Raw genomic sequence first — 13494 nt, forward strand, 5'->3', positions numbered from 1 at the left:
CCATCAAAGCATCGGAGAACGCCATGAGCCGCATCGTCTATGTCAACGAAGATTACCTGCCCGAGGAAGAGGCCAGGGTTTCCGTCTTTGACCGCGGTTTCGTGATGGCCGATGGCGTCTACGAGGTGGTCAGCGTGCTGGACGGCAAGCTGATTGATTTCGATGGCCATCAGGCACGGCTCAAGCGCTCGTTAGAGGCGTTGCAGATACGCAATCCACTTTCGGATGAGGACTATCTGGCCGCCATGCGCAAGCTGGTCGAGGACAACGACATCACCGATGGCACGATCTATCTGCAGGTCACGCGCGGCAATCCCGGCGATCGCGATTTCGCCTTCCCGCCCGAGGATACGCAGCCGACCGTGGTGATGTTCACCCAATCCAAGCCGGGCATGGCAGACAGCCCCGCGGCGAAAACCGGCTGGAAGATCATCACCACCGAGGATCAGCGGTGGGCGCGGCGTGACATCAAGACCGTGCAGCTTCTGTTTCCCAGCCTCGCCAAGATGGAGGCCAAGGCCAAGGGTGCCGACGATGCCTGGTTGGTCGAGGATGGCAAGGTGACCGAAGGCACCAGCAACAACGCCTATATCGTCAAGAACGGCACGATCATCACGCGAGAGTTGTCCAGCGACATTCTGCACGGGATTACCCGCGCTGCCGTTCTGCGCTTTGCCCGCGAAGCCCAGATGAAGGTCGAGGAACGCAGCTTTACCGTGGCCGAGGCGCAGGACGCGGACGAGGCCTTCGTGACCTCGGCCTCGGCCTTTGTCATGCCGATCGTGGCCATCGACGGCGCGCAGATCGGCGATGGAAAGGTTGGATCGGTCGCACGACGCCTGCGCGAGATCTATCTGGACGAAAGCCGCAAGGCCGCGATCTAGGTGCGGGTCGAATGACAACCGAACGCGAAACCGACTGGAACGCGCCGGGCAAGCCGCGCAAGCCGACGATCCTCGGGATCGGCGCGCAAAAGGCCGGCACCACATGGTTGTCGCAGATGCTGTCCCAGCATCCCAAGGTCTGGACGCCGCCCTTCAAAGAGGTGCAGTTGTTCAGTCACCGCTTTGTCGAAGAGCATCGCCAATGGCTGCCCTGGCATTTCCGCAGGGCTCGCCAGAACATCGAAAAGCGTTGGGCCGCGCGTGGCGAGCCGATGCCGCAGGGTCTGACCGACTATCTTGACGATATCACGGCCGAGCCGATGTTCACCGATGATTGGTACAAGCGCATCTTTGCCCCCGCCCCGCGCGGAAATGAGACGCTGGATATCAGCCCCGAATACTCCACCATTCCAGACGAAGGCGTCGATTTCGTACGCGATTTCCTGCCGCGCACGCGCTTTATCTATCTGATCCGACAGCCGGTTGACCGGGTCATTTCGCAGATGAAGATGCATATGACGCGCAAGAAGCAGAACCCGCGCACCGCACAGCCGTGGCTGGATCTGCTGGATGACCCGGCGCTGTATAATCGCGGCAACTACGCAGAATATGTGCCGCGCTGGCAGTCCCGCTTTGGCCCCGACCGGCTGCTGATCCTGCCTTTTGGTCGCATAGCCACCGATCCGGCAGGGTTGCTGGCCGAGATCGAGACGTTTCTGGATTTGCCGCCGTTTGAGTATGTGGGGCTGCACCGCAAGGTCTTTGCTGCGCCTGAGGAATTGAGTGCTCCCGGTGAAGTCCGCGACATTCTGCGCGAGCGTCTGAAATCGCAATTCGATTTCCTCGAAGCCAACTTGCCGGCCGAGTTCTGCAAGCAGCTGCGCTGACGGCGCCAGGATCGCCATAATCGACGCCAGCCTGCCGCTATCCGCCTGCCGCAGGGAATCTCGGCAACGCGGCTTCAACTTGCTCGCCTGATCCCCTAAATAGCCAGCAGCTTATGCAGGAGATTCCCGATGGCGTCCTATCAGTTCGTTTACCACATGGACGGCGTGTCCAAGACCTATCCCGGCGGCAAGAAGGTGTTCGAGAACATCCGCCTCAACTTCCTGCCCGGGGTCAAGATCGGTGTAGTCGGCGTCAACGGCGCGGGTAAATCGACCCTGCTGAAGGTGATGGCCGGTCTGGACAAGGATTTCTCGGGCGAGGCATGGGCCGCCAAGGGCGCGACCGTCGGCTATCTGCCGCAGGAACCGAAACTGGACGAAACGCTGAACGTCCGTGACAACGTGATGCTGGGTGTCGCCGCGAAAAAGGCCAAACTGGATCGCTATAACGAACTGGCGATGAACTATTCGGATGAGACCGCCGAAGAAATGGCCGCCCTGCAGGACGAAATCGACGCCGAAAACCTGTGGGATCTGGACAGCCAGATCGACGTCGCGATGGAGGCCCTGCGCTGCCCGCCCGATGAGGCCGATGTCAGCACCCTGTCCGGCGGTGAACGCCGCCGCGTCGCGCTGTGCAAGCTGCTGTTGGAAGCGCCCGACATGCTGCTGCTGGACGAACCGACCAACCACCTTGACGCGGAAACCATCGCCTGGCTGCAAAAGCACCTGATCGAATATCCGGGCACCATTCTGATCGTGACCCACGACCGTTATTTCCTGGACGATATCACCAGTTGGATCCTCGAACTGGATCGCGGCCGGGGTATTCCCTACGAGGGCAATTATTCCGCATGGCTGGAACAAAAGGCCAAGCGGATATCGCAAGAGGCGCGCGAGGATAAATCCAAACAGAAAACGCTGGAACGCGAACTGGAATGGATCCGCGCCGGTGCCAAGGCCCGGCAGGCCAAGCAAAAGGCCCGGATCAACGCCTATAACGAACTGGCCGGCCAGTCCGAACGCGAAAAACTGTCCCGCGCACAGATCATCATCCCCAATGGCGAACGCCTCGGAAACAAGGTGATCGAGGTCGACGGGTTGAAGAAAGCCATGGGTGACAAGCTGCTGATCGAAGGGCTTGATTTCAGCCTGCCGCCGGGCGGAATTGTCGGTGTCATCGGCCCGAACGGCGCCGGTAAATCCACCCTTTTCCGAATGCTGACCGGGCAGGAACAGCCTGATGCCGGCGATGTCAGCTATGGCGACACGGTGCAGTTATCCTATGTCGACCAGTCCCGTGATGCGCTTGAGGGCGACAAGACGGTCTGGGAGGAAATCTCGGGCGGGGCGGAACAGATCGTGCTGGGCGACGCAACGATGAACAGCCGCGCCTACGCGTCGGCGTTCAACTTCAAGGGCGGCGATCAGCAGAAGAAGGTCGGCCAGCTGTCAGGCGGTGAACGGAACCGCGTCCATCTGGCCAAACTGCTGAAATCCGGCGGCAACGTGCTGCTGCTGGACGAACCGACCAACGATCTGGACGTTGAAACCCTGCAGGCGCTGGAAGCCGCGCTGGAGGACTTTGCCGGCTGCGCGGTCATCATCAGCCACGACCGCTTTTTCCTCGACCGCCTCTGCACCCATATCCTGGCGTTCGAGGGTGATGCCCATGTCGAATGGTTCGAAGGCAACTTTGAAGCGTATGAAGAGGACAAGGTTCGTCGCCTGGGGCCAGACAGCATCGAACCGAAGCGGGTGAAGTACAAGAAGTTCACGCGGTAACGCGGACCTTCTGCGCTATAGCGGGCGGGGCGGGCGTTCTGCCCGTCCCGCACCGAAGTTTCGTCGACGTGACGCCTTACGAATTGCGGTTCACGTGGTTCAGGTAAAAGTTCTCTTTTTCACGATTGTTGTCGCGACGAGCAGCGTCGATCTGGTTCAGTTCCACCAGCGTATAGCGGCCGGCATCCAGACCCAGCTTGGCGGCAACCTGCGCCTCTGCAGGGGTGACGGCTGCGGCGGTCGACGCGCTTTGGCGGTTCTCGTGGTTCAGGTAGAACGCTTCTTTTTCACGGTCATTGTCACGACGAGCGATGTCGATCAGGTCCAGTTCGGCCTGAGTATAGCGGCTGGCATCCAGGCCCAGTTTCGCGGCCAGTAGCGTCTCGGCAGGCGTGACGGCGGCGGCGCTTTGGACGCCGGTGCGATTTTCGCGGGTCACATAGTAGTTCACGGCTTCACGGTCATTGTCCCGTTTTGCGTCACGCAACAGCGCAAGCTCGGCCAGCGAATAATCGGCAGCATTGACGCCAACGCCGGCGGCGAATTGTGCCTTGCCCGGGGTGACATCGGCAAGAGCGGCAGTGGCGGATGCGGCGAATGCGGCAGCGATAAGAATAGCACTTTTCATAATTTGTCTCTTTCTTGGTTGGCAGGGCGACGTGCCCCGTCCTGCCGATCGAATTGGTACGACCAGCCCATAGCCGCCACTGCGGCGCGGTCGCACGCTGTGTTCGGTTTTTTGGAACGTAACGAATCCCGAAATGGCACCCGGTCAGAAGAACGGGGTTTCCGGCCTGCAATTGCTGACTGCCGGGAAGGCGCAAGTTTGGCCGATATCTGCGCATCGCAGACGGAAGGTGGCCTTCCTACTTTATTGTGAAGGCCAACTCATGTTGCGCCAAGGGCTGGAAGGGGCGGCGGAATTTGCATTGATCAAGCCTGACAAGCGCTTCAGCGTTCCCCTGGAACGCACAAAGCGGCCCCGCAGGACCGCTTTGCTGTTTGTTGCGATGACCGTTCGATCAGAAGTGGAACGAACCGCGCAGTTGCACCAGATCGCCTTCCAGATCTTGGCCGTCGACACCATCGACGTCGTCGAAATCTGCGCGCGAGTATTCGGCGCCCAGTGAGAAACGATCGGTGACCTTGAAATCGGCGCCGATGCCGTAGGTGATGCCGGTCTCCGAGAAATCGCCCGCATCATCATCGGTCGAGATATGCGCCGCGCCCAGGGTGACATAAGGCAGGAAACGACCCATGTCGTAACCGGCGCGGCCACGCAGGCGGGTCAGGTCGGCCTTGCCGCCAATATCCAGATCGACCTTGTTATAATCGATTTCGCCACCCAGGACGAACTTGCCGAAGTCACGGTTGTAGCCGCCATGCAGGCCCCAGGCATCCAGATCGGTTTCCAGATCGGGTCCGCTGTCACTAACCTCGTCGATACCACCCTGGCCATATTGCAGACCCGCATAGAAACCCGTCCAATCCGAAGGGTCGGCGACGATCACGGGCGGGGCGACGGTGACAGGTTGCTCGACCACCGGCGCGACATAGCCACCGGCAAATGCCGTGCCAGCAAAAAGGCTTGCCGCGACGCTTGCAAATACGAACTTCATTGAAATGCTCCATTATTGACTTGCTGCAAGAACCTAGGCAGCGGTTGCGCGGCTGGACAGGGGGCACGAGGCCAGACCCGCGCGGCCAGTGTCCCGGATGCAACCAGCCAGTCGTGAAATGTCGTGAAGTCGCGCGCAGCAGGGCTCGGTGTGGCGTCAAAGCAGACGCGTCGAAACGCAATCAGCGATCCGGTTCATCGGAAAAAATTAGCCTATCATACCGATATTACGAGGTCACAGCCTTGGAGCTTGAACAGCCCGAGCCGCGGACCGGCCTCACGGTTTCGGGTGTGGTCGGGGCATCAGCGTCCGTTGCCTCGGGCACCGGCAGTATAATCGTGGGTTCGGTGGTGGTAGTTTCAGCCTCTTGCGCGAATGCGGGCATGGCCAACAGCAGCGCGGCAAAGACGGCGGAAATGCGGCGTGGCATGGCAGTCTCCTTGAGTTGCAGTGCGTGGCCATCATGCGGCAGAATCGGCGAATCGCCAAATCACGCTTGGGTCGGTTGCTGAACCTCGCAGGCCTCAGCCCACCCGATCGTGACTGTCCCTGTTGCGCTTGGACCCTTAGACTTGCCTGAAATCCAATCTCAAAAGGATCGCCATGCCCACCCGTCGCATTGTTCTCGCCGGCACTGCCGCCTTTGCCGCAACATCCGCATTCGGTCAGTCTGCCGACCGTCCCAACCCGATGCCCGACGAATTGCGCAAAGCGTTGGAGCGTGACGCAAACGCGCCCGTTCTGGGCAATCCGGCGGGCAATATCACCCTGACCGAGTTCTTCGACTATAACTGCCAGTTCTGTCGCGTCATGATCGGAACGGTGCAGAAACTGATCTCATCGGATCCCGATCTGCGCGTGGTCTATCGCGAATGGCCGGTCTTTGGAGAGGGCTCTGAATTTGCAGCGCGTGCCTCTCTGGCGTCGCTGCGGCAGGAAAAATACTGGCAGTTTCATGCCGGTCTGATGGGGATGAAGGATCGCGCGGTCGAGGCCAGTGTCCTGCGTGTCGCGCGTCAGGTCGGGCTGGACATGGCCCGGCTGCGCACCGATATGGACCGCGCCGAGACCACCGATCATATCGCTCAGTCCAACCAGTTGGCAGAGCATATGGGGCTGATGGGAACCCCCAGTTTCATCGCCGGCGACGAGGGCGTCTTTGGCCGGATGTCGCTGCAAGAGATGCAGGATCTGGTCGCCCGCGCACGTCGTACCATGGGCGTGACCTAGTCTGCAGTGGCCAGAGGTTGGGTAAGACCGCTCCATCGGCTGGCCACCGCGATCTACCGGACGCCGATGGGGCGGTCAGGGCCTTGGCAATTCGCTGAAGAGCCAAGGCCTTTTATGGCGCGGGTATCGTTCGGTCAGGTCCGAGAGGCGGACATCCGGCGAGACCTGGGAATGATCTAGGCGACCCACTCCCAAGGGCGGGTGAACTCGCCCAGCTTGGCCTTTACGCTTGCCTCATCCACCTCGCCCTTACGCGCAAGGCGTGCGACCAGACCACGCTTTTTATCTTCGACGACCTCCGCGACAGAGGCGCCGGTCCCTTCAAGCGCCTGATCATAGACGCGCTTGATCGCCATGCGGCGCAGGTCGGGCTTGAAGATCTTGCCCACCGCTGTCTTTGGCAGTTCATCAAGAATTTCGATATATTTCGGCATGGCCGCGCGTTCGTGGACATGGGACTTGGCATGTTCCATCAACTCATCAACCGTCACCGTCGCGCCTTCGGTCAGTTCGACATAGGCGCAGGGCAGTTCGCCCGCGAAGGCGTCGGGCTGGCCGATGGCACCGGCAAAGGACACTTGCGGATGGGACAGCAGCCCGTCCTCGATCTCGGCGGGGTCGATATTATGACCGCCACGAATGATCAGATCCTTGGCGCGGCCAGTAATCCACAGATAGCCATCGGGGTCGATCCGGCCCAGATCGCCCGTACGCAGATAGTTGTCCTCGGCAAAGAGCTTATGGTTCTTGTCGGCCTCGGTATAGGTCGATCCGGGAAAGACGCCGGGATTGGCTACGCAGATCTCGCCGACCTCATCGGTGCCGCATTCATGCATATTGCCGGTGTCGTCATGATTGAGGATGCGGATGTGGGTATAGGGCAGCGGTATCCCGACCGATCCCACCTTTTTCATGCCGTCGACCGGGTTGCACGACACAAGGCAGGTGCATTCCGTCAGGCCATAGCCTTCGGCGATCTCGACGCCGGTGGCTTGCTTGAAGCGGTTATACAACTCGATCGGCAGCGGTGCAGATCCCGAAATCGCGGTCCGCAGGGTCGAGACATCCGCGTTGACCGGGCGTTGCATCAGCGCCGCGATGGCGGTGGGCACGGTGATCAGGAAAGTCACCTGCCAGCGTTCGATCAGCTTCCAGAAATTGTCAAAGACCCCATCGCCCCGATACCCGGCAGGCGTCGGCATCACGACATGCGCCCCTGAGGCGACGCAGGACATCAGGATCGGATAGGCAGCGAAGACGTGGAACATTGGCAGCGGGCAGATCAGCACGTCCGTTTCATCGAACAGCAGCTTGCCGCCCAGCCAGCCGTTATAGATCATGCCGGAATATTTGTGCTGCGCGACCTTGGGTGTGCCGGTGGTGCCGCCGGTATGGAAATAGGCGGCGACGCGATCCTGCTGGGGGTCGTCGAAATCCAGATGGTCGTGGTTCTTGGCGCTGGTTGCGGCCTCGAAATCCAGGACCTTTGCGTGGTGCTTGGTAGTGACCTTGGGGCGCAGCAGCGGTACAATGAATTTCTTCAGGCCGGTCAGATGACGGTTCAGGTCGACCTCGATCACATGCGTGACGCCGGGCGCCATCGCCACTGCCTCGGCGGCCTTTTGTGCGACGTCGGTCTTGGGAAAGGCTTTCAGCGTCACCAGAACCTTGGCCCCGGTTTCGCGCAGAATGCCTGCGATCTGCTCGGCGTCCAGAAGGGGGTTGATCGGGTTCACGATGCCAGCGGTGGCACCGGCCAGCAGAACGACAGGGGTTTCGATGCTGTTGGGCAGCAGATAGGCGACCGTATCGCTCGGCCCGATGCCGATGCTGCGAAACAGGTTGGCGGTTTCGGTCACGCGCTTATGCAGTTCGGTCCAGCTGAGCGTGGTGGCATGATCGCGTTCGCCGGCCAGCAACTGAAAGGACAGAGCGGGCCGGTTCGGGAACCGCTCGGCCGTCTGAGTCAATAGTTTGTAAATCGTCTGCGGCAGATCACGACTGGCGTAATCCATCTCGGCTTCGACCCGGTTGCGATCCTCTATGCTGCCAAAACGGCCCATGCATGCCCCCTCCCTTCATGCTTGTTGATCCCGGCTGTCTCCTGCCATGCCGAGTTTGGCAAAGAATGGTTCATAATGCATGAAGAGGGCAAGGGTGCAGCCCCCGCCCTCCATCGTGCAACGCTGCGTCAGTGACGCAAAGTCAAGCAGGCTCAGGCCTGCTGCGGGATGCGCAGAACCTGACCGGGATAGATCTTGTCAGGGTCGCTGAGCATCGGGCGATTTGCCTCGAAGATGGCGTGATAGTCATTGGCATTGCCAAGATATTTCTTGGCGATGGCCGACAGGTTTTCGCCCTGCGCCACGGTGTGAAAGACGGGTTTCGCCCCGGATTTCGCCTGCGCCTCGCCTGCGGGCGCCGCGTCTTCGGGCAGATCGGCTTCGACATGGGCGATGCCTTTGATGTTGCCGACGGCCAGGATCAGTTTTTCCATGGTTTCGCGGTCGGCGCCCTTGGATTCGACGATCACCGTGTCGCCGCGCAGGCGCAGATGTACCTGGCTGCCGTCCAGACCAAGGCGCTTGACCTCGGCTTGCAGCGCCTCGACCTTGCGGTTGGTTTCCGCGTCATGCTTTTGCTCATCAGGCTGCGGCTGCGCCTCGGAGGCCTCGGCCTCTGAACCCAAGAGCGACTTGCCAGCGTCCTTAACGAAATCCCACAATGCCATGAATTGTCCTTTCATATTCATGTTCAAACGCGAAACGCCTCGCTTGGCAGCGAAGTTCCGCCGGAAAGGCTGATCATTAAATTGCTTGGCAAATCCAGCTTGGTAAGCCCGCGAAACTGAACTAGTCATTTCAGGCTAGAAAGAGGGGCGAGGTATACATGCAAAAGCTGGGCTTGATCGGTGTTGCGATGATCATGGCGGGGTGCGCCGGCGGTCAGGATGATGTCGTCCGTTCGGGCAGCAGCAGCAAATATCCCGATGTTCAGGCGACAGCCCCGGGTGCGGCGCAATGCGTCGGCACCAGTGCGGCTGAGAACGCGGCAGCGGCAAGGGCCACCAACGCGGCACGGCGGACGGCAGGGCTGGCCAGTGTTTCGCCCAATCCGACGCTTGCCGAGGCGGCTGCGGCACATGCCTGCGACATGGCGCGGCGTGGGTTGATGGCGCATCACGGCAGCAAGACCTCGGGGCCGGCGCAGCGCGTGAAATCGCTTGGCTATGCGCCGATGCTGACGGCAGAGAATATCGCGGCGGGGCCCTTCAGCCTGAACCGTGTCCTGAACGAATGGAACGCCTCCAGCGGGCATCGGGACAACATCCATATCCCACAGGTCAGCGAGGTCGGGATTGGCCGGGCCATCGGTTCGGACGGCAAGACAGCGTTCTGGGCTGCGGTCTATTCTGCACCCAAGGCGCGCTGAGCAACCTCTGGCGCGGCGGTGAATTGCATCCGGGCCAAACGGGCATAAAGCCCATCCTGCGCGATCAGTTCGTCATGCCGTCCTTGTGCAACGATACGGCCGTGATCGAAAACCACCGTGCGGTCGGCATTCTTCACCGTGGCCAATCGATGCGCGATGACGATCGTCGTCCGACCCTGGGACAATGTCTCGATGGCCTTTTGCACTGCCGCCTCGGATTCGGCGTCCAGCGCACTCGTCGCCTCGTCCAGCAGCAGGATCGGTGCGTCGCGCAGGATGGCGCGGGCGATGGCGATCCTCTGGCGCTGGCCGCCTGACAACATCACGCCGCGTTCGCCCAACTGGCTGTCAAAGCCATCGGGCAAAGCGGCGATGAAATCATGGGCATTGGCGGCGCGCGCGGCGGCCTCGACCTGAGCATCGCTGGCATCGGCGCGACCAAAGCGGATATTGTCACGGGCCGAGGCTGCAAAAATGACCGGGTCTTGCGGGACAAGGGCGATGGCCTGACGGAAATCAGTGCGCGCCATGTCACGCAGGTCAATGCCGTCCAGCGTGACCCGTCCCTGATCAGGGTCCCAGAACCGTTGGATCAACTGGATCACAGTGGTCTTGCCGGCACCCGAGGGGCCAACCAGCGCCACGGTCTCTCCGGGTGTGATGGTCAGGCTGATATCCTCAAGCGCGGAAACATCGGGCCGCGAGGGATAGCGGAATGTCACATGGTCAAAGTCGATCTGGCCCTGAACTGGGCGCGGCAGCGGGACAGGCTGGGCAGGGTCGCGGATATTGTCCTCGGCTGTCAGCAGTTCGGTCAGACGTTCGGTCGCACCGGCTGCGCGCTGCAACTCGCCCCAGATTTCCGACAAAGCGCCCGTCGAACTGGCAACCAGGATCGCGTAGATCACGAATTGCACCAGCTCGCCCGCCGTCATGATGTCCATGCGCACATCACGCGCACCGACCCAGAGCACCCCCAGAACGCCGGTAAAGATCAGAAAGATCACAATTGTTGTCATCACTGCACGCGTGCGAACACGCGCCAGCGCCGTGCCATAGGACCGTTCGGTCACATGGTCGAATTCAAAGATGCTTCGGGCCTCGTTGGTATAGGCCTGCACGGTTTGCGCGGCCAACAGGTTCTCGGACGCCGCGGCAGAGGAGGCCGCGATCCAGTCCTGATTTTCGCGCGACAGTTTGCGCAGCCGGCGTCCCAACACGACGATGGGCACGATGATGGCCGGCACGATCAGCAGCACAAGCCCGGTCAGTTTGACGGATGTCACCGCCAGCATGATCAGGCCGCCGGCGAGAATCATCATGTTGCGCAAGGCGATCGAGACGGACGAGCCGACGACCGACTGGATCAGCGTGGTGTCGGTGGTGATGCGCGACAAAACCTCGCCGGTCATCAGACGTTCGAAAAAGCGCGGGCTGAGCGTGATGACACGGGCAAAGACGGCCACGCGGATATCCGCGACGACGCGCTCGCCCAGACGTGTGACCAGAAAATAGCGTAGACCGGTGCCCAGGGCCAACAGCGCGACGATCAGGATAGCGGCGCCGAAATACTGATCCAGCAACGCCGCGCCTTCGCCAAAGCCGTCCACCACACGCCGCGCCGCCAGGGGCATGATCAGGCTGATGCCGGCGGTCAGAACCAGCGCAGCCATCGCAAGCCCGACCTGAATGCGATAGGGGCGCAAAAAGGGCCACAAGGCGTTCAGGGCGCCGACCCGCTTGGTCACAGGTCGGTCTTCGATGATCCGTGTCGCGCGTGCCATTCGGCCCCTTTCTGGATGCTGTGATGGCTTTAGGCGGCGATGCGCAGAGGGGCAAGCGGTCCTATGGCCGCAGTTGCCCATTGCTAAGCGCCTGTTCCAGCAAATCGACCGCATTGGCGAGCTTTTCGTCGATGATATGCAGGTACTGCGTCCAGTCGCGTAAATCGCTGAGCGCCCGATCGCCGTCCGAGACACCCCGCAGCCCGATCAGCGGGATGCCGGCACGCATGGCCGCGCGCAGATGGGCATAGGTCTCCATATCGACCATGTCTTCGGCGATCGTCTGGTAGGCATTGCCGTGAACGATATTGCCGCCGGTCGACAGGGATGCCTGGGGCATGCCGTCGATCTGATGCGGCAGGTCGATCCGGGCGGGCAGGTCCAGAAACGGGGTGAGGCCGCGCTCAAACCCCAGTGGGCTTGCATCCATGTCACGATAGGCGACGCTGGCAATCTGATAGACCTCGGCCTGTTTCAGCCGGTCCGATCCGGCAGAGCCAAGCGACACGATCAGATCGGGCCTCTCAGTCATGCGCGCCAGGGCCATGGCCAGCGAGACCGCACCCTCGACCGGGCCGACGCCGGTGATCAGTGGCGTAAAACGCTGGCGCAGATGAGGGCCGTATTCGGCGTCGGCAGCCATGACGAACAACACCCTGTGGCCCGCCATTTGTTCGCACTCTAGTCGTTCCATCGCTGCCATCCGGTTTCATAATCCACACGGTCACACTGGGCAAATCTGGCCAGCCGCGCCAGTTGCGCCTCGATCCGGGCCAGCCGGTGTTTTGCCGGGCGGATGCCGGGCTCTAGCCACAGCGCGCTGACGACCAGGGTGCCCTCGGCCCGTTTGGCGCGGGCGTCAACCCTGCCGATCAGCCGGTCATCTTCGAGAATGGGAAAGACGTAATAGCCGAACTTGCGCTTCGCCTCGGGAACAAAGACCTCGATGCGATAGTGAAAACCGAACAGCCGCTCGGTTCGCTTGCGATCGCGCAGCGCCGGATCAAAGGGCGACAGAATGCGGATCCCGCGCGTCGCTGCATCGGCGCGAGGCTCAAGCCCCGGCCGGGCCAGAGAACGGCGGGTCGTGCCATCGGCGGATGCGATCTGGATCGGTTCCAGTTCGCCGCGGGCAAGCGCTGCCTTGACCCATGCCGCAGCCTCGTCAGGCTTGATGCGGCCCCAGAATGCGGCCAACTCGCTATGGGTGGCAAAGCCTAGCCGGTCCAGTGCCGCATTCGTGGCCCAGTCCATCGCGCGGGCATCAGTCATCGTGTCGCATGGGGGCAAGACGCGGTGCGTCAGGTCGTATAGCTTGGCAAAGCCATCGCGCCGGGTCACGGCAAGCTGCCCGGTCTGCCACAGGAATTCCAGCGCGGCCTTGGAGGGGTTCCAGTCCCACCAGCCGCCACTGCTGCGCTGTTCGTCCGGTCCGACATCGGTGCTGCCGGCGGGGCCGTGTTCGCGGATATGGGCAATGACCTGATCCAGCCGCGCTTCGAATTCCGGCCCATGCCAGGCCAGATATCGGGCGCGCAGCGAGGGCGCGTGGCGGTCGATTCTCCAGCGCCAATGCGGCAGAAACTCGGTCGGAATGACGGCGGCGTCATGGGTCCAGTGTTCAAAGAGGCTGCGGTCACGGTCGACCATCCGGCGCATCACCTGCGGGCGATAGGAGCGACGGCGCGACCACAGGATCATGTCATGGGCGCGGGCGACGGTGTTGATGCTGTCGACCTGAACGAAACCGAGGCGATTGATCAGCGCCAGCAGATCTGCGCGCGTGGACGGGCCGGTTGGCGGCTCTGCCAGCGCATGCCGATCAAGGAAAATCTGGCGCGCCGTGGGGTTGTCAATCAGCCGTTGCATCGCG

13 protein-coding genes are annotated in these 13494 nt (G+C 61.5%); 5 read left to right on the forward strand and 8 right to left on the reverse strand.

All coding sequences use genetic code 11. The annotated features are described in order from the left end of the window. Nucleotides 1–23: 23 nt before the first annotated feature. The 3 genes from CUV01_RS10880 (at nt 24) to ettA (ending at nt 3556) form a co-directional block, all read left to right on the forward strand. Nucleotides 24–884 carry a D-amino-acid transaminase gene (locus CUV01_RS10880; protein ID WP_101460492.1) on the forward strand — a complete coding sequence of 287 codons (861 nt, stop codon included), beginning with the start codon at nt 24–26 and terminating at the stop codon, nt 882–884. Nucleotides 885–895: 11 nt separating this feature from the next. Next, nucleotides 896–1771 carry a sulfotransferase family protein gene (locus CUV01_RS10885; protein ID WP_101460493.1) on the forward strand — a complete coding sequence of 292 codons (876 nt, stop codon included), beginning with the start codon at nt 896–898 and terminating at the stop codon, nt 1769–1771. Nucleotides 1772–1900: 129 nt separating this feature from the next. Beyond that, nucleotides 1901–3556, forward strand: coding sequence for an energy-dependent translational throttle protein EttA (ettA, locus tag CUV01_RS10890; RefSeq protein WP_101460494.1), 1656 nt, complete (start codon nt 1901–1903; stop codon nt 3554–3556). Between the two features lie 76 nt (nt 3557–3632). Here the strand turns inward: ettA and CUV01_RS10895 are convergent, their stop codons facing one another. The 3 genes from CUV01_RS10895 to CUV01_RS10905 form a co-directional block, all read right to left on the reverse strand. Beyond that, nucleotides 3633–4184, reverse strand: coding sequence for a hypothetical protein (locus CUV01_RS10895; RefSeq protein WP_101460495.1), 552 nt, complete (start codon nt 4182–4184; stop codon nt 3633–3635). 394 nt (nt 4185–4578) lie between these two features. Next, on the reverse strand, nt 4579–5175 hold the full coding sequence (locus CUV01_RS10900) for an outer membrane protein (RefSeq protein ID WP_101460496.1): 597 nt from the start codon (nt 5173–5175) through the stop codon (nt 4579–4581). Nucleotides 5176–5401: 226 nt separating this feature from the next. Further along, on the reverse strand, nt 5402–5605 hold the full coding sequence (locus CUV01_RS10905; RefSeq protein ID WP_101460497.1) for a hypothetical protein: 204 nt from the start codon (nt 5603–5605) through the stop codon (nt 5402–5404). Nucleotides 5606–5778: 173 nt separating this feature from the next. On the opposite strand from CUV01_RS10905, the gene CUV01_RS10910 reads away from it, so the two are divergent. Then, nucleotides 5779–6405, forward strand: coding sequence for a DsbA family protein (locus CUV01_RS10910; RefSeq protein WP_101460498.1), 627 nt, complete (start codon nt 5779–5781; stop codon nt 6403–6405). A gap of 176 nt (nt 6406–6581) precedes the next feature. On the opposite strand, the gene CUV01_RS10915 is transcribed toward CUV01_RS10910, so the two are convergent. Together CUV01_RS10915 and lysM are read right to left on the reverse strand one after the other, a co-directional pair. Then, nucleotides 6582–8468: an acyl-CoA synthetase gene (locus tag CUV01_RS10915; protein WP_101460499.1), complete on the reverse strand. Its 1887-nt coding sequence runs from the start codon at nt 8466–8468 to the stop codon at nt 6582–6584. 152 nt (nt 8469–8620) lie between these two features. Then, nucleotides 8621–9136, reverse strand: a complete 516-nt coding sequence (gene lysM, locus CUV01_RS10920) for a peptidoglycan-binding protein LysM (protein WP_101462029.1) — start codon at nt 9134–9136, stop codon at nt 8621–8623. A 158-nt stretch (nt 9137–9294) separates the two neighbouring features. On the opposite strand from lysM, the gene CUV01_RS10925 reads away from it, so the two are divergent. Then, entirely contained in the window at nt 9295–9837 is a 543-nt protein-coding gene (locus tag CUV01_RS10925) for a CAP domain-containing protein (RefSeq protein ID WP_232962193.1), read from the forward strand. Here CUV01_RS10925 and CUV01_RS10930 read toward each other — a convergent pair. The 3 genes from CUV01_RS10930 to CUV01_RS10940 form a co-directional block, all read right to left on the reverse strand. Next, nucleotides 9813–11621, reverse strand: a complete 1809-nt coding sequence (locus tag CUV01_RS10930; RefSeq protein ID WP_101460500.1) for an ABC transporter transmembrane domain-containing protein — start codon at nt 11619–11621, stop codon at nt 9813–9815. The genes CUV01_RS10925 and CUV01_RS10930 overlap by 25 nt on opposite strands. Before the next feature lie 61 nt (nt 11622–11682). Then, nucleotides 11683–12315, reverse strand: coding sequence for a 5'-methylthioadenosine/S-adenosylhomocysteine nucleosidase (locus CUV01_RS10935; protein ID WP_101462031.1), 633 nt, complete (start codon nt 12313–12315; stop codon nt 11683–11685). After that, entirely contained in the window at nt 12303–13490 is a 1188-nt protein-coding gene (locus CUV01_RS10940) for a winged helix-turn-helix domain-containing protein (RefSeq protein WP_232962194.1), read from the reverse strand. Before CUV01_RS10940 ends, CUV01_RS10935 begins: the two co-directional genes overlap by 13 nt. Nucleotides 13491–13494: the final 4 nt, after the last annotated feature.

It is taken from the genome of Paracoccus tegillarcae (assembly GCF_002847305.1).
In the GTDB taxonomy this organism is placed as follows: Bacteria; Pseudomonadota; Alphaproteobacteria; order Rhodobacterales; family Rhodobacteraceae; genus Paracoccus; species Paracoccus tegillarcae.

Bases quoted from the DNA above. Each gene is read 5' to 3' on its own strand.
- CUV01_RS10935 (WP_101462031.1), bottom strand. From the start codon at position 12,315: ATGGAACGACTAGAGTGCGAACAAATGGCGGGCCACAGGGTGTTGTTC.
- CUV01_RS10925 (WP_232962193.1), top strand. From the start codon at position 9,295: ATGCAAAAGCTGGGCTTGATCGGTGTTGCGATGATCATGGCGGGGTGC.
- CUV01_RS10900 (WP_101460496.1), bottom strand. From the start codon at position 5,175: ATGAAGTTCGTATTTGCAAGCGTCGCGGCAAGCCTTTTTGCTGGCACG.
- lysM (WP_101462029.1), bottom strand. From the start codon at position 9,136: ATGGCATTGTGGGATTTCGTTAAGGACGCTGGCAAGTCGCTCTTGGGT.
- CUV01_RS10915 (WP_101460499.1), bottom strand. From the start codon at position 8,468: ATGGGCCGTTTTGGCAGCATAGAGGATCGCAACCGGGTCGAAGCCGAG.
- CUV01_RS10895 (WP_101460495.1), bottom strand. From the start codon at position 4,184: ATGAAAAGTGCTATTCTTATCGCTGCCGCATTCGCCGCATCCGCCACT.
- CUV01_RS10880 (WP_101460492.1), top strand. From the start codon at position 24: ATGAGCCGCATCGTCTATGTCAACGAAGATTACCTGCCCGAGGAAGAG.
- CUV01_RS10910 (WP_101460498.1), top strand. From the start codon at position 5,779: ATGCCCACCCGTCGCATTGTTCTCGCCGGCACTGCCGCCTTTGCCGCA.
- CUV01_RS10940 (WP_232962194.1), bottom strand. From the start codon at position 13,490: ATGCAACGGCTGATTGACAACCCCACGGCGCGCCAGATTTTCCTTGAT.
- CUV01_RS10905 (WP_101460497.1), bottom strand. From the start codon at position 5,605: ATGCCACGCCGCATTTCCGCCGTCTTTGCCGCGCTGCTGTTGGCCATG.
- CUV01_RS10930 (WP_101460500.1), bottom strand. From the start codon at position 11,621: ATGGCACGCGCGACACGGATCATCGAAGACCGACCTGTGACCAAGCGG.
- ettA (WP_101460494.1), top strand. From the start codon at position 1,901: ATGGCGTCCTATCAGTTCGTTTACCACATGGACGGCGTGTCCAAGACC.
- CUV01_RS10885 (WP_101460493.1), top strand. From the start codon at position 896: ATGACAACCGAACGCGAAACCGACTGGAACGCGCCGGGCAAGCCGCGC.